Annotated in this window: 22 protein-coding genes; 12 read left to right on the top strand and 10 right to left on the bottom strand. The window is 71.3% G+C overall.

All coding sequences use genetic code 11. The annotated features are described in order from the left end of the window. Positions 1–2: 2 nt before the first annotated feature. Together IW248_RS21850 and IW248_RS21855 are read right to left on the bottom strand one after the other, a co-directional pair. Complete coding sequence (locus IW248_RS21850) at positions 3–1,478, bottom strand: leucyl aminopeptidase family protein (protein WP_196930307.1); 1,476 nt, start codon at positions 1,476–1,478, stop codon at positions 3–5. Between the two features lie 147 nt (positions 1,479–1,625). After that, positions 1,626–1,793: a DUF3117 domain-containing protein gene (locus IW248_RS21855; protein WP_007455245.1), complete on the bottom strand. Its 168-nt coding sequence runs from the start codon at positions 1,791–1,793 to the stop codon at positions 1,626–1,628. Between the two features lie 190 nt (positions 1,794–1,983). Here IW248_RS21855 and IW248_RS21860 point away from each other — a divergent pair, with 190 nt between their 5' ends. From IW248_RS21860 to IW248_RS21875, 4 genes are read left to right on the top strand one after another with little or no spacing between them, the layout of a single operon-like run. Continuing rightward, the gene (locus IW248_RS21860) at positions 1,984–2,802 is read left to right on the top strand and encodes a PaaX family transcriptional regulator (protein ID WP_091394799.1); all 819 of its coding nucleotides are present in this window, start codon (positions 1,984–1,986) and stop codon (positions 2,800–2,802) included. 4 nt (positions 2,803–2,806) lie between these two features. After that, positions 2,807–3,598, top strand: a complete 792-nt coding sequence (locus tag IW248_RS21865; protein ID WP_124819997.1) for an enoyl-CoA hydratase-related protein — start codon at positions 2,807–2,809, stop codon at positions 3,596–3,598. Positions 3,599–3,657: 59 nt separating this feature from the next. After that, positions 3,658–4,956, top strand: a complete 1,299-nt coding sequence (locus IW248_RS21870; protein ID WP_196928469.1) for a DUF1800 domain-containing protein — start codon at positions 3,658–3,660, stop codon at positions 4,954–4,956. Positions 4,957–4,970: 14 nt separating this feature from the next. Continuing rightward, on the top strand, positions 4,971–6,212 hold the full coding sequence (locus IW248_RS21875; RefSeq protein WP_196928470.1) for a DUF1501 domain-containing protein: 1,242 nt from the start codon (positions 4,971–4,973) through the stop codon (positions 6,210–6,212). Here the strand turns inward: IW248_RS21875 and IW248_RS21880 are convergent. The 4 genes from IW248_RS21880 to IW248_RS21895 form a co-directional block, all read right to left on the bottom strand. Next, the gene (locus IW248_RS21880) at positions 6,209–6,832 is read right to left on the bottom strand and encodes a hypothetical protein (protein ID WP_196928471.1); all 624 of its coding nucleotides are present in this window, start codon (positions 6,830–6,832) and stop codon (positions 6,209–6,211) included. The genes IW248_RS21875 and IW248_RS21880 overlap by 4 nt on opposite strands. Before the next feature lie 13 nt (positions 6,833–6,845). Further along, entirely contained in the window at positions 6,846–7,427 is a 582-nt protein-coding gene (locus IW248_RS21885; protein ID WP_196928472.1) for a DNA-3-methyladenine glycosylase I, read from the bottom strand. A 78-nt stretch (positions 7,428–7,505) separates the two neighbouring features. Next, the gene (locus IW248_RS21890; protein ID WP_196928473.1) at positions 7,506–8,003 is read right to left on the bottom strand and encodes an SRPBCC family protein; all 498 of its coding nucleotides are present in this window, start codon (positions 8,001–8,003) and stop codon (positions 7,506–7,508) included. Continuing rightward, positions 8,000–8,635 (bottom strand): DivIVA domain-containing protein, encoded by a 636-nt coding sequence (locus IW248_RS21895; protein WP_196928474.1) that lies wholly within the window; start codon positions 8,633–8,635, stop codon positions 8,000–8,002. Before IW248_RS21895 ends, IW248_RS21890 begins: the two co-directional genes overlap by 4 nt. Before the next feature lie 156 nt (positions 8,636–8,791). On the opposite strand from IW248_RS21895, the gene folP reads away from it, so the two are divergent. After that, the gene (folP, locus tag IW248_RS21900) at positions 8,792–9,661 is read left to right on the top strand and encodes a dihydropteroate synthase (protein WP_196928475.1); all 870 of its coding nucleotides are present in this window, start codon (positions 8,792–8,794) and stop codon (positions 9,659–9,661) included. A 67-nt stretch (positions 9,662–9,728) separates the two neighbouring features. On the opposite strand, the gene ndhC is transcribed toward folP, so the two are convergent. Further along, a complete protein-coding gene (gene ndhC, locus IW248_RS21905; RefSeq protein WP_124820007.1) occupies positions 9,729–10,106 on the bottom strand; it encodes an NADH-quinone oxidoreductase subunit A in 378 nt (125 codons plus the stop codon). A gap of 129 nt (positions 10,107–10,235) precedes the next feature. On the opposite strand from ndhC, the gene IW248_RS21910 reads away from it, so the two are divergent. From IW248_RS21910 to IW248_RS21920, 3 genes are all read left to right on the top strand, one after another. Beyond that, the gene (locus tag IW248_RS21910) at positions 10,236–11,723 is read left to right on the top strand and encodes a hypothetical protein (RefSeq protein ID WP_196928476.1); all 1,488 of its coding nucleotides are present in this window, start codon (positions 10,236–10,238) and stop codon (positions 11,721–11,723) included. Between the two features lie 281 nt (positions 11,724–12,004). Continuing rightward, positions 12,005–13,852 carry a 2-oxoacid:acceptor oxidoreductase subunit alpha gene (locus IW248_RS21915; protein WP_196928477.1) on the top strand — a complete coding sequence of 616 codons (1,848 nt, stop codon included), beginning with the start codon at positions 12,005–12,007 and terminating at the stop codon, positions 13,850–13,852. Then, the gene (locus IW248_RS21920) at positions 13,845–14,879 is read left to right on the top strand and encodes a 2-oxoacid:ferredoxin oxidoreductase subunit beta (RefSeq protein ID WP_124821747.1); all 1,035 of its coding nucleotides are present in this window, start codon (positions 13,845–13,847) and stop codon (positions 14,877–14,879) included. The genes IW248_RS21915 and IW248_RS21920 overlap by 8 nt, the downstream gene beginning before the upstream one ends. A gap of 72 nt (positions 14,880–14,951) precedes the next feature. Here IW248_RS21920 and IW248_RS21925 read toward each other — a convergent pair whose 3' ends face one another. Both IW248_RS21925 and IW248_RS21930 read right to left on the bottom strand, forming a co-directional pair. Beyond that, on the bottom strand, positions 14,952–16,712 hold the full coding sequence (locus IW248_RS21925; protein ID WP_196928478.1) for a trypsin-like serine protease: 1,761 nt from the start codon (positions 16,710–16,712) through the stop codon (positions 14,952–14,954). Positions 16,713–17,188: 476 nt separating this feature from the next. Then, positions 17,189–17,833 (bottom strand): FMN-dependent NADH-azoreductase, encoded by a 645-nt coding sequence (locus tag IW248_RS21930; protein WP_231396396.1) that lies wholly within the window; start codon positions 17,831–17,833, stop codon positions 17,189–17,191. A gap of 82 nt (positions 17,834–17,915) precedes the next feature. On the opposite strand from IW248_RS21930, the gene IW248_RS21935 reads away from it, so the two are divergent. Beyond that, the gene (locus tag IW248_RS21935) at positions 17,916–18,395 is read left to right on the top strand and encodes a MarR family winged helix-turn-helix transcriptional regulator (RefSeq protein WP_196928480.1); all 480 of its coding nucleotides are present in this window, start codon (positions 17,916–17,918) and stop codon (positions 18,393–18,395) included. A 55-nt stretch (positions 18,396–18,450) separates the two neighbouring features. On the opposite strand, the gene IW248_RS21940 is transcribed toward IW248_RS21935, so the two are convergent. Continuing rightward, the gene (locus IW248_RS21940; protein ID WP_196928481.1) at positions 18,451–19,464 is read right to left on the bottom strand and encodes a potassium channel family protein; all 1,014 of its coding nucleotides are present in this window, start codon (positions 19,462–19,464) and stop codon (positions 18,451–18,453) included. Between the two features lie 279 nt (positions 19,465–19,743). On the opposite strand from IW248_RS21940, the gene IW248_RS33755 reads away from it, so the two are divergent. From IW248_RS33755 to IW248_RS21955, 3 genes are all read left to right on the top strand, one after another. Beyond that, on the top strand, positions 19,744–20,241 hold the full coding sequence (locus IW248_RS33755) for a helix-turn-helix domain-containing protein (protein WP_196928482.1): 498 nt from the start codon (positions 19,744–19,746) through the stop codon (positions 20,239–20,241). A 137-nt stretch (positions 20,242–20,378) separates the two neighbouring features. After that, entirely contained in the window at positions 20,379–20,978 is a 600-nt protein-coding gene (locus IW248_RS21950) for a ClpP family protease (protein WP_196928483.1), read from the top strand. 85 nt (positions 20,979–21,063) lie between these two features. Continuing rightward, positions 21,064–22,380 carry a M23 family metallopeptidase gene (locus IW248_RS21955; RefSeq protein WP_196928484.1) on the top strand — a complete coding sequence of 439 codons (1,317 nt, stop codon included), beginning with the start codon at positions 21,064–21,066 and terminating at the stop codon, positions 22,378–22,380. Positions 22,381–22,463 lie beyond the last annotated feature (83 nt).

The raw sequence follows: 22,463 nt of genomic DNA on the forward strand, positions 1-22,463 counted from the left end.
CCTCAGTGAACGTCGGCCAGCCAGCGCAGCAGTGACCGGACGCCCCAGCCGGTGGCGCCGCGGCTGACCTCGGCCTGGTCGCCGTCGGCCCAGGACGGGGCCGACATGTCCAGGTGCAGCCAGCGGTCTCGTAGTTCGCCGGTGAACTCGCGCAGGTAGAGCGCGGCCAGCACCGACCCGGCACCCTGCGTCGGTGCGCTGTAGAGGTCGGCGATCTCGCTGCCGAGGTACTCGACGTAGTCGGTGTGCAGCGGCATCCGCCACGCCGACTCGCCGGCCGATTCGGCGGCCGCCAGCACGCCGGCGGCCAACTCGTCGTTCTCGCTGTACAGGGCGGCGGTGCGCTTGCCCAGCGCCACCGAGTTCGCGCCGGTGAGCGTGGCCAGGTCGAGAAGCAGGTCTGGTTCGAGCTGCTGCACCGCGTACGCCAACGCGTCGGCGAGGACCAGTCGACCCTCGGCGTCGGAGTTGGTCGTCTCGCTGGTCGTGCCGCCGTAGTGCCGGATGACGTCGCCGGGGCGGAACGCCGAGCCGCTGACCATGTTCTCGGCGAGCGGGGCCAACGTGGTGATCCGGACCGGCAGCCGCAGCGCGGCGGCGCCCAGGGTGGCGGCGACGACCGCGGCCGCGCCGGCCATGTCCTTGCGCATCAGCTTCATCGCCGCCACCGGCTTGATCGAGATGCCGCCGGTGTCGAAGGTGATGCCCTTGCCGACCAGCACCACGTGGGTGCGCGCGTTGGCGGGGTGCCAGTCCAGTTCGACGAGCCGGGGTCCGCTGGCGGAGCCACCGCCCACGGCGAGGATCCCGCCGAAGCCCTCGGCGGCGAGTTCGGCTGGGCCACGGACCCGCAGCCGCAGGTCCGGAAGGTCGGCCGCGGCGGAGGCCACCTGGTCGGCGAACCACTGCGGGGTCTTCACCGAGGAGGGGGTGTTGGTCAGGTCCCGGGCGAGATGGGTCATCGCGGCAGTGGTCCGGGCCGTGGCGACGGTGTCCTCGTACGCGGTCGGGTCGGCGAGCAGCAGGTCGACGCCGCTGAGCGTCGGCCGGTCGCCGGCCTCGGTGAGTCGGAAGCGGTACGGGGCGAGCAGCAGCCCCTCGGTCAACCCGCGAATCGCGGCCGAGGTCACCTCGGCCGGCAGCGCGATGGTGATATGCGTCTCAGCTGCGTTGGAGCGGGCCAGGGCCGCCCCGGCCGTCCGCCAGGCCGCCTCGTCCCCGTCACCGATGCCGAGCAGCTGCAGCCGGCCGGGGGTACCCCCGGGGCGCAGCTGGGTGTGGATCTCGCCGGTTCGGCCCGTCAGTCGGGCCGCCGACACCAGCGCGACGGCCTCGTCGGCCGTGCCGTCCGGGGCCGCCACGGCTGTCGGCATCGGCTCGGCCGAGGTGTCACCCTCCGCCGTCGATTCGGCGGGCCGGACGGGCAGGACGAGGGCGTCGAGCCGGTCAGGCTCGGCGATCAGACGGATGTCGAGCACGCGGAACCGTACCTCCAGGAAAGTGTCGCGGACCGGAGGCGAACCCACCTGCCCGCAGCATTGAAGACCCTGAGCCACCGGCGATTCCGGTGGCTCAGGGCCCAAAGAACGTTCCGGGCGGCGTGAGCCGCCCGGAGCACTCCTCACTCAGCCGGCCGCTGCCTTCAGTGCATCACCGAGCGCGTTGGCCTCGTCGGGAGTCATCTCGACGACGAGCCGGCCACCGCCCTCCAGCGGGACCCGCATGACGATGCCCCGCCCCTCCTTGGTGACTTCCAGCGGACCGTCGCCCGTCCGCGGCTTCATCGCCGCCATGTTGTCTCCCCTCAGACCTACACCAGGGTCGGTGGGTTGCCCCACAGCCACTTCGTCACGACCACCCGCAACGGTCACGGGGGTGTCGACCAACGATTTTCCCTGATGAACACCGCCGGACCCAAACCGGAGCAGCATTGATGTAACAGCATCTAGCTTATCTTGAGAAGGCCTGTCACAATGTGCGGTCATGCAGGCACGGTCGGCACTCTTCGACCTGTACGGCGACCACCTCCGTCCGAGGGGTGGCCGGGCACCGGTTGCTGCCCTGGTCAAGCTACTGGCGCCGCTGGGAATCGCACCGCCAGCAGTTCGCACCGCCGTCTCCCGGATGGTGCGTCAGGGCTGGCTCGAGCCCCTCCGGTTGGTCTCCGGACCGGGATATTCGATCACACCGAAAGCTGCCCGCCGACTCGACGAGGCAGCGGCCCGGATCTACCGGACCGGCCGGGTCACCTGGGACGGCCGGTTCGATCTGCTGGTGTTGGAGGCTCCGGGCTCCCGGCGGGACCGCCAGCGGCTCGCCGCCAACCTGAGCTTCCTCGGTTACGGGACGCTCGACGAGCAGACCTGGGTCGCCACCCGCCCCGCGGAGGACGTCGACCTGCTCCTCGCCGAGACCGGCATCCGGTTCGAACGGTTCACCGCGTCACACTTCTCCGGCACCCCCGGCGCGATGGGCGTGGTCCGACGAGCCTGGAACCTGGCCGAGATCGGCCGCGCCTACGAGCGGTTCGTCGCGGACCAGCGCCCGCTGCTCGCCGCGGTCACCGTGCGCAGCAGCGACGAGGAGGCGTACGCGACGCGGTTCCGCCTCGTGCACGCGTGGCGTACCTTCCTCTTCCAGGACCCGCAGCTGCCCCCGGCGCTGCTGCCCGAGCGGTGGCCCGGCACCGCCGCGGCCAGTTTCTTCGACCGGCACGCGGCTCGCCTGCGCCCGGCCGCCGACCGGTACGTCGAACAGTGCCTCGACGCCGGCAACCGCATCGTCCGACAGAAGGGTCGTTAGACACGTGACCGAGCCGCTGCTGGTCGACCGGACCGATGCCGTCGTCACCCTCACTCTGAACCGGCCGAACGCGATGAACGCGCTCGACGTGGCGCTCAAGGAGGCGCTGCGGGACGCCCTGGCCGAGTTGGAGACCGACAGGTCCTGCCGCGCGGTCGTCCTGGCCGGGGCCGGCGGGTCGTTCAGCGCCGGTCAGGACCTGCGCGAGCACGTGTCGACGCTGGAAAACTCGTCCAGTGACCCGCTGGGCACCGTGCGGGCGCACTACAACCCGATCGCCGCCCGGCTCGCCAACCTGCCCAAGCCGGTGATCGCCGCGGTCCGTGGGATGGCCGCCGGGGCGGGCGCGTCGCTGGCGTTCCTCGCCGACATCCGCATCGGCGGTCCGACCACCAGCTTCCTGATGGCCTTCGCCAAGGTCGGTCTCGCCGCCGACACCGGCGCCTCCTGGACGTTGCCCCGACTGGTCGGCCACGCCAAGGCTGTGGAGTTGCTGATGCTGGCCGAGCCGGTCCGCGCCGAGGAGGCCTGCCGGTTGGGCCTGCTCAACCGGTTGACGGACGACGACGAGCAGGTGTTGCCCGTCGCCCAGGAACTGGCCGCCCGCCTCGCCGCCGGCCCGACCGTCGCGTACGGGGCGATCAAGCGGCAGCTCTCCATCGCCGACGCCGGCACCCTCGCCGACGCCCTCGCCGCCGAGGCGCAGGCCCAGTCCATCTGCGGCGCCACCGCCGACCACCGAGCGGCCACCCTCGCCTTCGTCGGCAAGCAGAAACCGGTCTTCGAGGGACGCTGAACGCGATCCGGACGTCGCCCTTACCGTCCTCGAACAGGGGACGCCTAGCGTCGGCCGGTATGAGCGATCGTGAAGCGGTGGCGCACCTGCTGCGCCGGGCCACCTTCGGGCCGACCGCCGACGAGGTGGACGCGGCCGAGCGGGCCGGGCCGGCGGCGACCCTGGACCGGGTGCTCACCCGGTCCGGCGCGGACCGGGGCGCGGCGGCCACGCCGCTCCCGGCGCTTGCCCCCGACCCGTACGCCGAGCTGACCAAGGACTCCAGCCGCGAGCTGCGGCAGCAGGCCAACGCGGAGCGCCGCAAGCAACTCCAGCAGGTCACCGAGTGGTGGCTGGACCGGATGGTGGCCGCCGAGGACGGGCTGACCGAGAAGTTGCTCTTCTTCTGGCACGGGCACTGGGCCACCAGCGCGCAGAAGGTCAAGTCGGCGCGGCTGATGCTGGGCCAGTTGGAGACCCTGCGCCGGCACGGCCGTGGGCCGCTGGGCCCACTGGTCGCGGCGATGGTGCGCGACCCCGCCCTGATCGTCTGGCTGGACGGGCAGAAGAACACCCGCAAGGCACCGAACGAGAATCTGGCCCGCGAGTTGATGGAGCTGTTCACCCTCGGCATCGGCGCGTACAGCGAGGCCGACGTGAAGGCCGGCGCGCGGGCCCTGACCGGCTGGGTGGTCGACCGGCGCACCGGTGCGGCCCGGATCGAGGCCCGGCGGCACGACCCCGGCGAGAAGAGCATCCTCGGGCAGAGCGGCCGGTTCGACGCCGAGGCGTACGCCGGTCTGCTGGCCGCCCAACCGGCGGCGGCGACCTTCGTGGCCGGGCGGCTCTGGTCCCGCTACGCCGGCTCCGACGCCCCGCCCCCGGGCGGTCTGGCCGGCGCGAACACCATCGCGACCCTGCGCGCGATCTTCTCCGCACCGGCCTTCGCGCAGACCCGGGGCACGCTTGTGAAGCAGCCGGTGGAGTGGCTGGTCGGTGCGCTACGGCAACTCGGCATCCGACCGTCCGCTCTGCCCGAGCAGCAACGCAAACAACTGCTGGCCGGCCTGAACGCGCTGGACCAGGTGCCGCTGCGTCCACCCAGTGTGGGCGGCTGGCCGGCCGGGGCCGCCTGGCTGACCACCTCGTCGTTGCAGGCCCGACTACGGACGGCCGGGGTGCTCGCCGCCGCCACGGCACCAGCGGCGCTGGCCCGGCTGACCGCCGCGCCCAGCGCCGGCCGACCGGACGCGCTGGCCCGACTGCTTGTGGTCGACGGCTGGGGGCCGCGCACCCGCGCCGCCCTCACCCCGCTGGCCGGTGAGCCCCGCAAGCTGCTGGCCGCCGGCCTGGTCAGCCCCGAATACACAGTCAGCTGAGCGGAGGAGTCGACATGGACAGCCTGACCCGACGCAGGTTCCTGCTGACCAGCGGGGTGGTCGGCGCGGGCGCGCTGGCCGCCGGGGCCGGCGCGTACAGCCTGCGGGACCTGCTGGACACCACCGGGGACCGGGACCCGCAGTCCCGCACGCTGGTGCTGGTGACCCTCTACGGCGGCAATGACGGCCTCAACACTGTCATTCCGTACGGCGACCCGGCCTACCGGGCGGCGCGCCCCGAGCTGGCGTACCCGGACGGGGAGGTGCGGCGGTTGGACGACGACTTCGGCCTCAACCCGGCGCTGGCCGGCCTGCACCAGCGCTGGTCCGGCGGTGGGCTGGCGATCGTGCGGGGGGTCGGCTACCCGAAGCCGGACCGCAGCCACTTCCGGTCGATGGACATCTGGCACACCGCGCAACCGGACCGGCCCGGCAACACGGGCTGGCTCGGGCGGTGGCTGGACGGAGCCGGTGGTGACCCCCGGCTGGCGGTCTCCTTCGAGCCGGCGCTGCCGCCGCTGCTGGCCGGGGCCCGAAGCGCCGGCGCCGCTGTGCCGGTGACCGACCGGAAGGCCGCCAAGGGGCTTCCCGCGGAGACGCTCACCGCGTTCTCCGCCGCGGAGGCGGGCGAGTCGCCGGCCCGGGGTCGCGCCGCCGCCTGTTTCGCCGACCTGCGGTCGGTGGACGAGATGATCCGCCAGGTACGCGACTCCGCCGACCCGGACACGGCGGACCCGGACGGCGAGCAGGCCCCCGCGACAGCCACCGGCGGGGCACGCACACCGCTGGACGCACAGCTCGACCTGGTCGCGCAGTGTGTCGAGGCGGGAGTGTCCACCAGGGTCTTCTCGGTGTCGCTGGGCGGCTTCGACACGCACGCCGACGAGAAGCAGTTGCAGGCCGTCCTGCTGGGGCAGTTGGACCGGGCGTTGACCGGGTTCGCCGACCGGATGAGTCGCACCGAGGCCGGCCGGAAGGTGGTGGTGGCGGTCTACTCCGAGTTCGGCCGTCGGGTACGGGCCAACGCCTCGGACGGCACCGACCACGGCACCGCCTCGGACGTGCTGCTGCTCGGCGCGGGCGTCCGTGGTGGCTGGCACGGCGCACCACCGAGCCTCACCGACCTCGACGACGGCGACCTGAAATACACCACCGACTTCCGGGATGTCTACGCCACGCTGCTGGAGCGGGTGCTGGACACCGACCCGGGGCCGGTCCTCGCCGACTGGCGGGGACGAGTGGAGAAACTTTTTTAGTCGTCCTCTTCCGGGTCCTGGTTGGCCTGCTCGCCCAGCACGAACGCCTGCATGGCCAGCTCGTCACCGGCCGGCGACACGAAGGCGGGCAGCTCACGCGGCCCCAACTCCTGCACGTAGGACCAGAACAGCCGAACCGCCTCGGCGGGCGTGCCGGCCTCGATCGGCAGGTCGAGGCTGACCAGCCAGGTGCGCCGCGCCGGGGGCGGGCCGAGCCGGTCGGCCAACGCCCGGAAGGCCGCCGGCTCCAGTGCGGTGACCGGCCCGTCGAGCGTCAGCAGGTCGGCCGGCACCGGCTCGTCGAAGGCCCGTCGGGTGTACGCGACGACGAGCGTCCCCGGCTCGACCGGGGACTGCGGGTCGTCCGGGTCTTCGCGGTGGCGTCGACCCGGCGCGGTGACCCGGCCGAGGGCCACCAGCCGTGGCGGCCCGTCGACCAGCACGGCCACCTGGTCTCCCGGCCCCGGCCGGGCGACGTCGGTCAGCGCGGTCAGCTCCAGCGTGTCGTGGTGCACGAGCCGCTCGGCCTCGTAACGCTCGGCGGGCAGCAGCACCGCCCAGGTGCCCGCCCCGTCGGCGTTGCCGGCCGCACCGGCCCGGTGCGCGGTCTCGGTCGTCATGCCTGCCATCTCATCACGCCGCCGGTGGGAGGGTGACGTGACAGCCGACGATGTGATCGTCGACCATTCCGGTGGCCTGCATCAGCGCGTACGCGGTGGTCGGGCCGACGAACCGGAAGCCGCGCTTCTTGAGTGCCTTGGCCATCGCCGTCGACTCCGGGGTGATCGGCGGGAGCTCGGCGAACGAGGCGGGGCGAGCCGGCCGGGGCTCCGGGGCGAAGGACCAGAGCAGCGCGGACAGGCCCTCCGGCAGATCCAGTGCGGCGCGGGCGTTGGCGATCGCCGCCTCGATCTTGGCTCGGTTGCGGACGATGCCGGCGTCGGCGAGCAACCGGGTCACGTCGGCGTCGTCGTAGCGGGCGACGGTCGGGAGGTGGAACTCGTCGAAGGCCAGCCGGAACGCCGGACGCTTGCGCAGGATGGTCAGCCAGGACAACCCGGACTGGAACGCCTCCAACGTCATCCGCTCGTAGAGCGCGTCGTCGCCGCGCAGCGGCCGCCCCCACTCGGTGTCGTGGTAGATGGCGTAGTCGGGGGTGCTCGACCCCCAGGCGCAGCGAGGCAGCCCATCGGCACCGATCACCAGGTCAGTCACCTCGTACACGCTAGGGCATCCGTCCGACACCCCATCGCCACCGGCGGCCGTGATGACGCGGCGCACCGGGCCGCACAGTCAGGGCAGCCGGCCCTGCTCGACCAGACGGGCAAACCTCTTCAGCGCCTGGGTGAGGCCGAGCTTGGAGCCGGGCCAGAGCACCGGCCACGCCAGTCGACCGGCCCGACCGCCCGGCAGGTGGAACCACTCGTGCCAGACGACCTGGGTGCGGTCCCGACCCAGTTGGGTGCAGCGCAGCACCCCCGGGCCGCGCAGCAGTTGGCCGTAGTGCACCACACCGATCTCGTACGGCTCGTCGACCCGGACCACCCGCATCTCGTCGCGCAGCGTCGCCCGGCCGAGCGCGGTCACCGCCTCGATCCGGCTGCCCTCGCGCCCGTCGCCCTCGACCACGCGGACCCGGGTGAACGGAATCCAGTCGGACTGACGTTCCCAGGCGAGCAACGCGGCGAAGACCCGCTCCGCCGGGGCGTCGACGATCACCGTGGCGGTCACCTCACCGGCACCGGGTCGGGCCGCCTCCCGAAGATCGTCGGCGCCCTCCGAATCGGTCACGCCGACTCCGACCGAACCACCGCGTCGCGCTGCTCGGTGCCGTCGGCGGGCCGCGCACGATCGGCCGACTCGTCGTCGGCGGGGGTGGCGGCAGGCGCCACACCATCGGAATCCGCCGGGGACGAGGTGGCGGCGGGCAACGAGCCGGGGGTCGTCGAGCCGACCGGGGCCGAACCCGCCTCGCCGGTCAGCGGCGCGTCTTTGCCCGGCTCGACCGCCGTACCCGGCTCTGCTGCCTCGCCCGGCTCCGCCGCTTCCGCGGTCGTCGCCTTGCTGGCGGACTGCTCGCGGGCCTGGCGCAGCACGTCCGCGTCGTCGGTGCGCCCCTCACGCAAGGCGATGACCTCCGACTCCAGTACGCCGATCAGCTCGGACTTGTAACCGATGTCGTAGGCGGCACGGCGCATCGCCTGATCGACCTGGTCCATCCGGTACCCGCGCAACCCGGTGTCGAAACGGACCGCCCCCACATCGGATTCGCGTAACGGGCGGGTGCCCGGCAACGCCACGGCCTGCGAATCCGGCTCGGCTGGCACCAGGCCGGGATCACGGCCGCTGACCAGCACCGTCACGCCGAATATCACCGCCGCGACGGTCAACGCCACGACCAGGAGGAGCAGAAGCTGACCCATGTACTGATCGTGGCATGGCAGCCGGCCGGGAGCGACCCCGCCACCCGCCCCGATCACGATCGGCGCCGACGCCCGCCCGGAATTGCGGACGGACGACCGACTAGCGTCGGGACCGGCCGACGCGGCGGCGACGGCGCGAACTTCCAGGAGGCGGGCATGGCCGGGGCGCTTCGGCTGGGTGGGCGCACGTTCGCCCCCGGCGAGCTGGTGGTGATGGCGATCATCAACCGCACGCCGGACTCGTTCTTCGATCGGGGGGCGACCTACGCCGCCGACAACGCTCTGCGGGCTGTGGAGCGGGCGGTGGACGAGGGCGCGGCCATCATCGACATCGGCGGGGTCAAGGCCGGGCCCGGTGCGGACGTGGGCGTCGCCGAGGAGATCCGGCGCACGGTGGACACCATCGCCGCCGTCCGGGCCGCGTTCCCGGAGGTGGTGATCTCGATCGACACCTGGCGTGCCGAGGTGGCGACGGAGGCCGTGGCGGCCGGCGCCGACCTCCTCAACGACACCTGGTCGGGCGCCGACCCGACGTTGGTCCGGGTGGCCGCGCAGACCGGCGCCGGCCTGGTCTGTTCGCACGCCGGCGGCCTGACGCCGCGGACCAGGCCGCACCGCGCCGCCTTCACCGACGTGGTCGCCGACGTGGTCGCGACGGTGACCGGGCTCGCCGAGCGCGCGGTGGCGGCAGGGGTACGCCCCGACGGCATCCTCATCGACCCGGCGCACGACTTCGGCAAGAACACCCGGCACTCGCTGGAGATCACCCGCCGACTGGACGAGCTGACCGGGAGCGGCTGGCCGGTGCTGGTGGCGCTCTCCAACAAGGACTTCATCGGCGAGACGTTGGGCCTGCCGGTGGCCGAACGGCTGGAGGGGACGCTCGCCGCGACGGCGGTCTCGGCCTGGTTGGGCGCCCGGGTATTCCGGGCCCACCAGGTCGGCCCGACCCGCCGGGTGCTGGACATGGTTGCCTCGATCCGAGGCGACCGCCCGCCCACGGCGACCCGCCGCGGGCTGGCCTGACCGGTTGTCGCCGTGGGCGACCGCGAACGGCCGGACGGACCGACACGATCGCCGGAGGCCGCGGCGCTCAGGTCCAGCGGAGGATGTTCCTGCGCCAGGCGTAGAGGATGCCGAGCGCGAGCACCGCCACGAACACCGCCATCTCCACCACCGTCACCAGACCGAAGCCCGGCCGGTCGAAGACCACCGCCCAGGGGAAGAGGAACACCGCCTCGACCGCGAACAGCACGTACAGGTAGGCGTACACGTAGTAGCGGATCTGCATCTGCGCCCAGTCGCCGCCGACCGGGTCGAGCCCGCACTCGTAGCTGGCCCGCTTGCCCGCCGGGTCGGCCGGACGCGCCGGGCGTAACACCCGGTTGGCCGAGAACGCCGTAACGAAGAAGAGAACGCTGGCGAGCAGCAGGAGCCCGAGCGTCGCGTACGAGCCCAGGTATCCGGTCACAGTCGGCAGCCTACCGTCCGCCCGAACGGGCCGTCCCAAACACGTTACGGATTTGTTTCCAGATGGGACTAGTGCACTGGGGCAACTGTTACCGAATATTGGACACCCACCCATGTCACCGGAGGACAGATGGCCCGCGTGAAGGCATCGCCCGGTAACCGGGCGGAGGGGCGGCGTTCCACGCCCCTGCTGGCGACCGCGCTCGTGCTCGGCCTGCTCGCGGCGCTCGCCGTGGGACCGGCCTGGGCCAGCGCGGCCGCACCGGACGCGGACCCGGTCGTGACCTCGGCCGAACCGGTCAACGAGCCGGGAGACGGAGGGCCACCGACCACGCCGGCGGAGGAGCCCACCCCGACCGAGGCCCCGGGCGGCGAACCGGTGCCGACCGACCCGGCCCCGGAGACCACCGCCCCGCCACCGGAGACGACGCCACCGGCGCCGGTGACCACCGCCCCGGAGATCCCGCCGGCGCCGACCACCAACGCGCCCGCGCCGGGCGGCACCACCCGACCGCCCAGCCCGACGCCCCCGGTGCCACCGACGGCGCCGCCGGTCCCACCGGCCCCGCCGACACCCCCGGCTCCGCCGGTCCGCCCGCCCGCGCAGGGTTCGGTGCCGCCGCCGCAGAACCCGCTGGGCGTGCAGGTCACCACCGGCGACGTCACCCTCACCGAGGCGTACTGGAACGCGGCGAGCACGGCCGCCACCCTGCAGGTCACGGTGCACAACACAGGTACCACCGCGCAACGGATCCGACTCTCGTACACGCTGCCCGCCGGGCTGACCGACGCCGGCACGAAGGGCTGCGCCGCCGCCGGTGGTGGCGCGTACCGCTGTGGGGCCTGGACCGCCGGGGCTGGCGTCCGGTTCAGCACCGTGCTGCGCCTGCGGGTCGCTGGCACGGCGTGGAAGCAGATGCCGCTCAGCGGCTCCGTCCAGGTCGTCGCGGACGCGCCGGCAGTGGCCGGGGAGGCGACCGACGACCAGGGCTTCGCGGTGCTCATCCCACCTGGCCCGCCGGTGCCCGGGATCGCGCTCGCCGCCGACGAGGTGGCCTTCGACATCAGCGGCAGCCCCAGCACCCTCACCCTCCGGCTGGGCAACACCGGCACGGTGGACGCCGCCGGCCGGGTCGAGGTCGTCCTACCGGCCGGGGTGACCGTGCCGACCCCACCGCCCGGCTGCGTTGCCGTCGACCCGACGCGTACCCGCTGCGACGCCGGCCTGGTGCTGGCGGGGGCGACCGCCGAGGTGCAACTGCCGGTGGAGGCGACGCCGCAGGCCCAGCGGGAAGCGCCGTTGTCCGGTGCCGTGATCGGTCAACTCGATCCACGCAGCGGCCCGACCCGTCGGGTGCAGATGAGCTTCCGGATCACCGCCGCTGCCGCCCTGGCCACGCCGGTGGTCTCGCCGCCCGCGCCGACCGGCTCGCAGGGCGTACTCCCCGCCGGTGCCGCGACCGGAGACGGCGGGTTGACCTCGGTGCAGCGCACCGCGGTCATCCTGATCGCGGTCTCCGCGCTGCTGGTGGTGCTGGCTCTCACGCTGACCATGACCTCGCTGCGCCGCCGGTTCGGCGGTCCACCGGCCGAGCCCACGCTCAATCCCGCCGACTGATCGGCGGACGACCCCGGCAGCGCGCGGCCGGGGTCGTCGGCGGGGGCCCGGTGGTGATCTGAATTACGGCGGGCGGGGCGTAACACCGCAAAGGTGGGCATTTATCGTCTCTATCGGGTCCCAGTCGGCGGACCTCCAGCGATGGTTAGGGCTCCCTTAGACGTAGGCTCTCAGATGAGGAACGACAGCGGCCGGACCAGCCTGGGGCGGTGCGGTGAAGCGTTGCGTCAAGGAGGTTCCGTGGCCGGGCAAGCCCCGCAGTCGCGAACGAAGGTGGCACAGTGACCAAGCAGATCCGTCAACTCGACCGGGTGGTCATCCGGTTCGCCGGTGACTCCGGCGACGGCATGCAGCTGACCGGCGACCGGTTCACCTCGGAGACGGCGCAGCTCGGCAACGACATCTCCACGCTGCCAAACTTCCCCGCCGAGATCCGGGCGCCCGCCGGCACGTTGCCGGGGGTGTCGAGCTTCCAGGTGCACTTCGCCGACTACGACATCCTCACACCGGGTGACGCGCCCAACGTGCTGGTGGCGATGAACCCGGCGGCCCTCAAGGCCAACCTGGCCGACCTGCCGCGCGGCGCGGACATCATCGTCAACACCGACGAGTTCACCAAGCGCAACCTGGCCAAGGTCGGTTACCAGGCCAGCCCACTGGACGACGACTCGCTGGCCGGCTACGTGGTGCACCCGGTGGCGCTGACCTCGATGACTGTCGGCGCGCTCGCCTCCCACCAGGTGTCCAAGAAGGACGCCGAGCGCTCGAAGAACATGTTCGCGCTCGGCCTGCTCTCCTGGATGTACTCCCGGCCATTCGAGTCGACGCTGCGCTTCCTGGAGCGCAAGTTCGCGTCCCGTCCGGAGCTGGTCGCCGCGAACGTCGCCGCCTTCAAGGCCGGCTGGAACTTCGGCGAGACCACCGAGGACTTCGCCGTCCGCTACGAGGTCAAGCCGGCGAAGATGAAGCCGGGCACGTACCGCAACATCACCGGCAACGCGGCGCTCTCGCTGGGGTTGGTCGCCGCCGGGGTCCGCTCCGGGCTGCCGGTCTTCCTCGGCGCGTACCCGATCACGCCGGCATCGGACATCCTCCACGAGCTGAGCAAGCACAAGCGCTTCGGCGTGATCACCGTGCAGGCCGAGGACGAGATCGCCGCTGTCGGCGCCGCGCTCGGCGCCTCCTACGGCGGGTCCCTCGGTGTGACCACCACCAGCGGCCCCGGCGTGGCGCTCAAGAGCGAGACGATCTCGCTCGCGGTGGCCCTGGAGCTGCCGCTGGTGATCGTGGACGTGCAGCGCGCCGGCCCGTCGACAGGCATGCCGACCAAGACCGAGCAGGCCGACCTCAACATGGCGCTCTACGGACGGCACGGCGAGGCGCCGGTCGCGGTGATCGCGCCCCGGTCACCGTCGGACTGCTTCTTCGCGGCACTGGAGGCGGCCCGGATCGCGCTGACCTACCGCACCCCGGTGATCCTGCTGTCCGACAACTACGTTGCCAACGGTTCGGAGCCGTGGCTGCTGCCCGACGTGGAGTCGCTGCCCGACCTGCGGGTCGAGTTCGCCACCAAGCCCAACGGCGACGACGGCACCACCTTCCTGCCCTACCTGCGTGACCCGGAGACCCTGGCTCGGCCATGGGCGATCCCTGGCACGGCGGGCCTGGAGCACCGGATCGGCGGTCTGGAGAAGGCCGACAAGACCGGCGACATCTCCTACGACCCGGCCAACCACGACTTCATGGTGCGCACCCGGGCCGCCCGGATCGAGACCATCCCGGTGCCGGACATCGAGGTGGAGGACCCGGACGGCGACGCTCGGGTGCTGGTCCTCGGCTGGGGCTCGACGTACGGGCCGATCGGCGCGGCATGCCGCGGCGTACGCCAGCGCGGCCTCTCCATCGCCCAGGCGCACCTGCGGCACCTGGCACCGATGCCGGCCAACCTCGGTGAGGTGCTCCGCTCGTACGACAAGGTGGTCATCCCGGAGATGAACCTGGGCCAGCTGGCGCATGTCATCCGGGCCCGCTACCTGGTCGACGCGATCAGCTACAACCAGGTCCGCGGCCTTCCGTTCACGGCCGCCGAGCTGGAGACGACGCTGGAAGAGGTGCTGAAGAATGTCTGAGCCTGTCGCCGTCAAGCTCACCGCGAAGGACTTCAAGTCCGACCAGGAGGTGCGCTGGTGCCCCGGCTGCGGTGACTACGCGATCCTGGCGGCCATCCAGCAGTTCATGCCGGAGCTGAACATCCCCCGGGAACGCACCGTCTTCGTCTCCGGGATCGGCTGCTCGTCCCGCTTCCCGTACTACATGAACACGTACGGCATGCACTCGATCCACGGCCGGGCCCCGGCGATCGCGACCGGCCTGTCGGTGTCCCGGCCGGACCTTTCGGTCTGGGTGGTCACCGGCGACGGCGACGCGCTCTCCATCGGTGGCAACCACCTGATCCACGCGCTTCGGCGCAACGTCAACCTCAAGATCCTGCTGTTCAACAACCGGATCTACGGTCTGACCAAGGGCCAGTATTCTCCCACCTCCGAGGTCGGCAAGATCACCAAGTCGACTCCGGCCGGCTCGGCGGACGCCCCGTTCAACCCGCTCTCGCTGGCCCTCGGCGCGGAGGCCAGCTTCGTCGGCCGGACCATCGACTCCGACCGTAAGCACCTGCAGTCGGTGCTGCGGGCCGCCGCCGAGCACGAGGGTTCGGCGTTCGTGGAGATCTACCAGAACTGCAACATCTTCAACGATGGGGCGTTCGAGCAGCTCAAGGACCCGTCCACCCGGGACGACTACCTGATCCGCCTGGAGCACGGCCAGCCGATCACCTTCGGGGCCGACGGGCAGTTCTGCGTGGTGCACCCGCCGGGTGGCTTCGGCCTGGAGGTCCGGGACACCAGCTCGGTCCGCCCGGAGGAGATCGTCGTGCACGACGCGACGGTCAACGACCCGGCGTACGCCTTCGCGCTGTCCCGGCTGCCCGGCCTGGACCTGCGCAACACTCCGATCGGGGTGTTCCGCTCGGTGGACCGGCCGTCCTACGACAGCGTGGTGCAGGCTCAGCTCGCGGCCGCCAAGGCGACTGTCACCGAGACCCCCGAGCAGCAGCTCGCCGGCCTGCTGGGCAGCGGCGACACCTGGACGATCATCTGACGCCCGAAAATGGGACAGGGCCCGCAACCGTTCGGTTGCGGGCCCTTCCCGTTACTGCTGCGGACAGCCTGGTCAGAAGACCAGGTTGAAGACTCCCCAGCCGGTGCCGATGACCCCGCCGCTCGAGTCGATCCACTGGCCGTAGCCGTTGGTCGTGTAGAGCCGCATCCGGCCACTGCCGTCGACGCCGAGCATGTCCATCATGTTGTCGCCGCTCCAGTCGCCCGGAACCATGATGTTCTTGAAGCCCTGCCAGCCGCTACCGATCTTGGTGCCGAGCGGGTTGGTCCAGCCGCCCTTGCTGTCGGACTGGTACATCTTCAGGTCGCCGGTCGAGGTACGACCGATCAGCACCTCACGCCCGTCGCCCTTCCAGGCCCCGGGGGTGAGGAACAGGTTGAACCCGTTCCAACCGTTGCCGATCTTGGTGCCCAGCGGGTTCTCCCAGCCGCCATTACCGTTGCTGGTGTAGCGGATCAGGTCGCCGTTGGACTTGCGCACCAGAAGGCTCGGCCGGTTGTTGCCCAGCCAGTTGTTCGTCACCATGAGCGCGGTGAAGCCCTGCCACCCGGTGCCGATCTTCTTCGCGCCACCGACGAAGTTGCCCTTGCCATCGGTGTTGTAGATGAACAGCTCACCGTTGGGCTTCATCGCCATGATGGACGGCTTCTTGTCGCCGTTCCAGTTGTAGACGCGGAAGACCCGGCTGTAGATGTTCCAGCCCGCGCCGATTTGCTGAACCCCGTAGAAGCCGCCGTACCCGTCCTTGGAGAAGCCACTGCCGTACCACAACGCCAGGTTGCCGGCGGCGTCGCGGGCGAGCAGGTCGGTGTGACCGTCGCCCGTCCAGTCCGCGTTGACCAGCGACGGACGGGTGAGGTCCGCCTTGATGGAGTTGTTGTAGTAGCTCAACCGCTCGTAGTAGCCGGGCGACGAACCACACGGCCGGAAGCCCCAGTCGGTGATGCCGACCTGGACCCCGTTGACGAGCAGCGGACCGCCGGAGTCACCCCCGCAGGTGTCGCTGCTCGGCGTGGCGTCGGTGCCCGCGCCAGCACAGATCATCCGGTCGGCGAGGTAGAGCCCGGCGACGTTGCAGTCCTCGTTGGACCGCATCGGAACAGTCGCCTTGCGCAGCCGGCTGTCCGGGTTCTCGTCGTCGGACGCGGTGACGCCGTAGCCCGCGATCTGGGCCTGCGTACCAGCCACGTACGGAGTCTGGTCACCCTGGGCGCTCAACGACACCGGCTTGTACACGCTGGGCAGGTTCTGCTTCAGCGTGAGGACCGAGACGTCGTCCACGATGGGCGCGGTGTCGGGGTTCTCGTACTGCTCGGCGATGTTCCAGCCCGGGTGGGTCCAGGTCGAACCAACCTCGGCGACGAACCCGCTGCCACCGACGAGCTGGCCGTTGCTGTCGACCAACCGGTCGTTGCCGGCGATGACCCGAGTCGCCCCGGGCCCGTCGGCGGTGCAGTGCGCGGCCGTCAGCACCTTGTTGGGGGCGATGATCGTGCCGGTGCACCAGTACCAGTAGAAGTCCGGGCCATCCTGGAAAGTGGTGACGATACCCACGATGTACGGGAACTCGGAGGCGCTCGCCAGGGCCCCCTGGAAGACCTTGGGGGAGGCACCCGTACCGGACTGGAAGGTCCGGCCCTGGGCGCCCGGCTTGGGAAGCGTGAGCTTCCCCTTGTGCAGGTTCGGCAGCTTGCTCAACCGGTCCGGTCGCTCGCTGCTCGCCACGTCGTACGCGCCGCCGCCGGCGGGGGCGGCGCTGGCACTGGTCGTGGGTGCCACGGCCGCCACGCCCGTGAGAGCGAGGCCCGCCATGACGCCGGCGTACCATCGCCGCCGGGCTCCTGCGGATGTTGCCACTTCAGCCACTGATTGCTTCCCGTCGTTCGATTAACGAGGCACTCGGAACTGCCCGGGATGACCTGCGTGGGACGCGACGGGGTGAACGACAAACCGCACCAGGGCGAGTCCGCCCGGCTCTAGAAGCTTTCCCCGTCGTGCCTGCGCCAACGACGCTGCACCGGCAAGTCCCGGCAGCGACACCCATTGACAGCTCTAAGCCGGGACACCGTAGCAAGGGTTCGATCGGGAAGCTGCCCGGTAACGAGGTTTTTCCATGATCCGCAACCAGGCCGCGACGAACCGGCGGGGTCAGCGCAGCCGCGACTCATCCGGACGGGTTGCGGCTCCAGCCGCCTGGTGCTCAGAAACTGGATGTCCCGCCCCGGAGGGGTGGCCGTTCCGGTGTGGAGCGGCCGCCCTCCGGGCGACGAGCGACGAGGGACGACTGGTCAGCGGGCGGCGCCGGCCGGCTGCCAGAGGTTGTCGATCTCCTTCTCGGCCGCCGTGAGACTCGCCTCGTGCAGCGGGATCAGCTCGGCCATCGCCGGCACCGACGGCGCCAGGGTCAGCTCGGCGCTGATGAAGCGCGGCTGCATGCCGGTCATCGACAGGCCGTGCGGGAGCCACGGCTCGGCGTGGTCCCAGCCGGAGCGCGGGGTGCCCTCGCCGTAGCCGCCGCCCCGGGTGGCCAGCACCACGAACTCGCGTCCGCCGAGCAGGCCCTCCTGGGTCGTCGGGTCGAACGACAGCCCGGGAACGATCAGGTGGTCGACCCAGGACTTGACGCTGCTGGGCGCGCCGAAGTTGTAGAGCGGCAGGCCGAGCAGCACCACGTCGGCCTGCTTCACCTCGTCGACCAACCGCGCGCTGAGCTCCCAGGAGTCACGCTGGGCCGGCGTGTGCTGGTCCGGAGGCGTCATCCGCGCCAGCCCGCCCTCCGCGTCCAGGTGCGGTAGTGGCTCGGCGCCCAGGTCCCGGTAGGCCACGGTGCCGTCCGGGTGGGCCGCACGCCATGCGTCGACCGCGCGGGCGGTGAGCCGTCGGCTGATCGACCAGTCACCACGGATGCTCGAGTCAATATGCAGCAGGTGCATCATTCCTCCTCTAGGAATCGTCTGTGCAGCACCAACTATTTATAGCAGGCCGATGTTCCGTCAAGTCGGTAGACTGGGTCACATGTCCGCGCAGCCGCTCGACTCCTCAGAGCACCGCTCGGGCGCACTCCTGGACCATCTGGCCCGGCGGATGCGGCTGCGGTCGGAGTCGGTACTGGCGCCACTGGGGCTGCGCCCCCGGCACCTGGTCGCGCTCACCGTGCTGCGCGCCGGCGGCGGCACCGGTCAACAGGCGCTCGCCACCATCCTGGAAATGGACAGCACCAACATCGTCGGGCTGCTCAACGACCTGGAAGCCAAGCAGCTGATCGAGCGGCGGCGCTCCCCCGAGGACCGTCGCCGACACGTCGTCGAGCTCACCGAAGATGGGACGAAACGCCTCAGCGAGGCCGAATGCGCCCTGGCTGGCGCCGAGGACGAGGTGCTGGGCGCACTGGATCCCGCCGAGCGGGAAACCCTCTACAAGCTGCTCAGCCGGGCCTCCACCGGCACGTCGATCAACTGCACCGAGGCGATCTGCGCCACCGACGACACCTGCTGACGCGGCGTCACCTCAACGACCGAGCGGCCAGGCCCGCCCAGCAGTGGCGGGACGATCAGGCGTTCGTGGCCGACTGGGGGCGGTCGTCGCGTACGTGCACCAGCATGTCGCCGGTCTCGATCACCGCGCCGGCCCGGTCCGCCAACGTGACCACCTTGCCCCGCCGCACCAGGGCGATCACCAACGACTCCAGCTCGCGCGGCGAGCGACCCACCTCGTCCCGCTCCGCGGAACGCATCGCCAGCGCCATGCCCTGACCGGGAGTGAGCAGATCTTCCACCACGTCGATCAACGGCGGCGCCGAGGTGGACAGGCCGAGCAGCCGGCCCGCCGTGGCCGAGGAGACGATCACGTGGTGCGCGCCACTCTGCTTGAGCAGCGGGGCGTTCTCCGCCTCCCGTGCCGCCGCGATGATGCGGACCTGTCCGGCAGTGAGCTGCCGTACCGTCAGCGCGACCAGCACCGACGCGTCGTCACTGTCGGTCGCGATGATTACGGCCTTGGCGTTCTTGACGTGCGCCTCGTTCAGCACTGATGAGCGGGTCGCCGAGCCCTCGATCGCCACCAGCCCAGCGGAGGTGGCCTGCCGCAGGGCTGCGGCGCTGCGCTCCACCACCACGATCCGCGAGCGGTCCAGACCGTTCTCCATCAGGGCGGAGACAGCGCTGCGCCCCTTGGTGCCGTAGCCGCAGATGATGACGTGGTCCTTCACGGCTCTCCTCCACCGCGACAGGCGACGGCCGGTCCGGTACTGCTCGGTCAGAACTTCCAGGGTGGTGCCGACCAGGATGATCAGGAAGATCACTCGGGCCGGGGTGATGAAGAGGACGTTGACCAGCCGGGCCGACGGCGCGGCCGGAGTGATGTCCCCGTAGCCGGTGGTCGAGAGCGACACGACCGCGTAGTAGAAGCAGTCGAGCAGGGTGAGGCCGTCCTCATTGACATCGCGGTAGCCGGCCCGGCCCAGATAGACAGCGGCGACCACGGCGAAGACCAGGCCCAGGGCTGCGGCGAGCCGAAGGCTCAGCGCGCTCAGTGGGCCCCGGCGCTGCGCGGGAAAATGGATCACTGTCGGACCTGCTCCCCCACCGTCGCCTGCACGCCCACAACATAGCGGGTACACCGTCGATCGGACGGCCGGGTCGCGGCGGACAACCGGCACGGCGCCCGCACCCGACTACCGGACGGTGACACTGGTGGCCGAGCCGCCCACCTGGCACACCCACCTGCGTCGGTGACGTGTCGGGCCCGCGCCGGGCGGCGGCGCGGGCCCGCACGGGCAGCCGGCGGGTCCGGCAGCGGGCATGATGGGGATGTTCCCGACGACGACCGCGAGAGTGAGGCCCGCATGTCGTTACTGCGACGAGTGATCGGCGGGGTGCTGCGCCGGCACCGCCAACGTCAGGGCCGCACGCTGCGCGAGGTGGCCGCGTCTGCCGACGTCTCCGTGCCCTACCTCTCCGAGGTCGAGCGGGGCCGCAAGGAGGCCTCGTCGGAGGTGCTCGCGGCGATCTGCCGGGCGCTCGGCATCAGCCTCGCCGACCTGCTCGGCGAGGCCCGCGACGACATGCGCCGGGTCGAGCCCCGCCTTCCGGCCGCGCCGCGCGCCGCGCTGACCCACCTGGAGCGGGTCGACGCGACCCGGCGCGAGATCGGCAACGCCACCCTGCTGGTGGGTCCCCGCACCAGCGGGTTCGTCCTGCACCAGGGAGCAGGGTTCAGCGAACCCACCCTCGGCGTCGACGCGTTGGCCTCCGCTGGCGGCTCGCGCCCCGGTCCGCGTACCGCCGCCCTGGCTGACGGCGCAGAGACCCGGCTGGGCCTGCGGCGGCTGACCGCCGCGTAGGCCGCGCCGGTTCTGCCGTCGGCGGATCTGCCGGCGGCAGAATCACTGGGCCAGCCACCGCCGTCGCCCGCACGCTCAAAAGGCCGGTCCACCGGGCGGTCCCCGCCGCCCGCCGGCGCGGTGGAAGGCGGCGGCACATGATGAGGTACGGCGCACAAATGCTGGAGAGCGCGCAGCCAACCTTCGGTGACCATGTGTTCGAGCGGCTGCTGCGGGAGCGGATCGTCTTCCTGGGCACCGAGGTGACGGAGGAGTCGGCCAACCAGATCTGCGCGCAGATCCTGCTGCTCGCCGCCGAGGACGCCGACCGGGACATCCACCTCTACATCAACTCGCCGGGCGGTTCGGTGAGCGCGGGGATGGCGGTCTACGACACGATGCGCTACGTCCACAACGACGTGGCGACGCTGGCGCTCGGGTTCGCCGGCTCGATGGGGCAGTTCCTGCTCTGCGCGGGTACGGCCGGCAAACGGTACGCGCTGCCACACTCGCGGATCATGATGCACCAGCCGTCCGGCGGAATGGGCGGGACCGCCGCCGACATCACCATCCAGGCGGAGAACATGCTGCACGTGAAGCGGACGATGCAGGAGCTGATCGCCCAGCACAGTGGACGATCCCTCGACGAGATTCAGCGGGACTGGGACCGGGACCGTTGGTTCACCGCCGAGCAGGCCCGGGAGTACGGCCTCATCGACCAGGTGATCACCCGAGCCGATCAGCTGCCGACGCTCTGATCAACGTCTGGTGGCCGCGGTACCGCTGGACCACCCCCACCCATTAGCCTCCGTGGATATCTTGGCGGGCGCAGAAGGAGTGGGAATGACGGACAGTTACGAAGGCAGCTGCTGCGGCGACGACACGACCACCTCCGCCGTGAGTCGCCGCACGATGTTGCGCGCGGCGGTGCTGGGGGCGGGCGCCATCGGCACCGGTGGCCTGCTGGTTCCCGAGGCCGCGCAGGCCGCGCCGGCGATCTACAACCCGTTCGGCGCCTACCCGATCACCGACACCTGGGAGGGTCACCTCAGCCGCGGATCACTCGGCGGCATCGACTTCGGGATGGGGGTGGGCACGGCGTTGCCGGCCTGCGGCGCCGGCACCATCCAGAACATCCCGAACAACGGCACGGGCGGGCACACCGTCACGATCCAGCACGCGGACGGGTACCGCAGCCAGTACCTGCACCTGTCGCAGTTCCTCCTCGGCAACGGCGCCAGCGTGGGCGCGGGCACGATCGTGGGCCGCTCCGGTGGCGCCGCCGGCGCACCCGGCTCGGGCAGCTCGACGGGCCCGCACCTGCACTGGCACATGATCGACCCGTCCGGCACCCGGATCAGCCCGCTGGTCTTCATCCAACAGAACCCCGCCGACCAGCCCCGTCAGGTGTTCGAGGCGGCCAGCAACGCCGGCTGGCGTGCCCTGCCGGTCGCCGGCAGCGCGGGCGCGGTGACCGGCACGGCGACGACCGCGATCACCCTGGGATCCACGAAGATCCTCTACACCCTCAACGGCGGCCGGATCCACGAGGCCGCCAGCAACGCCGGCTGGAACAACCTGTGGACCGGCATCCACGGCGCACAGGGCACCGCCCTGGCCGCGCTCAACCTCGGCGGGGTGAAGCACATCTACAACGTCGTCGACGGGTACGTGCACGAAGCCGCCAGCAACAACGGTTGGCGCAATCTCAACACCGGCATCGGCGGCGCGAGCTCGTCCTCGATCTCGGTCATCGCGCTGAACGGCGTCAAGTACATCTACAGCATTGTCGGCGGCTACGTTCACGAGGCGCACAGCGCCAACGCCTGGCGGAACCTGAACACGGGCATCCCGGCCTCGGCGGTAGCGGCGATCAGCCTGGGCACCACGAAGATTCTCTACACCCTCAACGGCGGCCGGATCTACGAGGCCGCCAGCAACGCCGGCTGGAACAACCTGTGGACCGGCATCCACGGCGCACAGGGCACCTCGCTGGCCGCGCTCAACCTCGGCGGGGTGAAGCACATCTACAACGTCGTCGACGGGTACGTGCACGAAGCCGCCAGCAACAACAGTTGGCGGAACCTGAACAGCGGGGTCCGTGGGACCCGGGCCGCAGCTCTGGGGCTGGATGGCGTCAAGCTCATCTACGCCGCCTGAGTCGCCCTCCGCGCCGCGAGCCCTTCGGGGTTGATGGGGCTTCGCGGCGCGGGGCACCACTTTTGTGGAGCCCGCGCAACGTG

The organism is Micromonospora ureilytica (assembly GCF_015751765.1).
Taxonomy (GTDB): Bacteria; Actinomycetota; Actinomycetes; order Mycobacteriales; family Micromonosporaceae; genus Micromonospora; species Micromonospora ureilytica.

Coding starts and splice junctions, on each gene's coding strand:
- IW248_RS21925 (WP_196928478.1), bottom strand. CDS start 16,712: ATGGCGGGCCTCGCTCTCACGGGCGTGGCGGCCGTGGCACCCACGACC.
- IW248_RS33755 (WP_196928482.1), top strand. CDS start 19,744: ATGTCGTTACTGCGACGAGTGATCGGCGGGGTGCTGCGCCGGCACCGC.
- folP (WP_196928475.1), top strand. CDS start 8,792: ATGGCCGGGGCGCTTCGGCTGGGTGGGCGCACGTTCGCCCCCGGCGAG.
- IW248_RS21935 (WP_196928480.1), top strand. CDS start 17,916: ATGTCCGCGCAGCCGCTCGACTCCTCAGAGCACCGCTCGGGCGCACTC.
- IW248_RS21955 (WP_196928484.1), top strand. CDS start 21,064: ATGACGGACAGTTACGAAGGCAGCTGCTGCGGCGACGACACGACCACC.
- IW248_RS21855 (WP_007455245.1), bottom strand. CDS start 1,793: ATGGCGGCGATGAAGCCGCGGACGGGCGACGGTCCGCTGGAAGTCACC.
- IW248_RS21860 (WP_091394799.1), top strand. CDS start 1,984: ATGCAGGCACGGTCGGCACTCTTCGACCTGTACGGCGACCACCTCCGT.
- IW248_RS21870 (WP_196928469.1), top strand. CDS start 3,658: ATGAGCGATCGTGAAGCGGTGGCGCACCTGCTGCGCCGGGCCACCTTC.
- IW248_RS21920 (WP_124821747.1), top strand. CDS start 13,845: ATGTCTGAGCCTGTCGCCGTCAAGCTCACCGCGAAGGACTTCAAGTCC.
- IW248_RS21895 (WP_196928474.1), bottom strand. CDS start 8,635: ATGGGTCAGCTTCTGCTCCTCCTGGTCGTGGCGTTGACCGTCGCGGCG.
- IW248_RS21930 (WP_231396396.1), bottom strand. CDS start 17,833: ATGCACCTGCTGCATATTGACTCGAGCATCCGTGGTGACTGGTCGATC.
- IW248_RS21950 (WP_196928483.1), top strand. CDS start 20,379: ATGATGAGGTACGGCGCACAAATGCTGGAGAGCGCGCAGCCAACCTTC.
- IW248_RS21880 (WP_196928471.1), bottom strand. CDS start 6,832: ATGACGACCGAGACCGCGCACCGGGCCGGTGCGGCCGGCAACGCCGAC.
- IW248_RS21875 (WP_196928470.1), top strand. CDS start 4,971: ATGGACAGCCTGACCCGACGCAGGTTCCTGCTGACCAGCGGGGTGGTC.
- IW248_RS21910 (WP_196928476.1), top strand. CDS start 10,236: ATGGCCCGCGTGAAGGCATCGCCCGGTAACCGGGCGGAGGGGCGGCGT.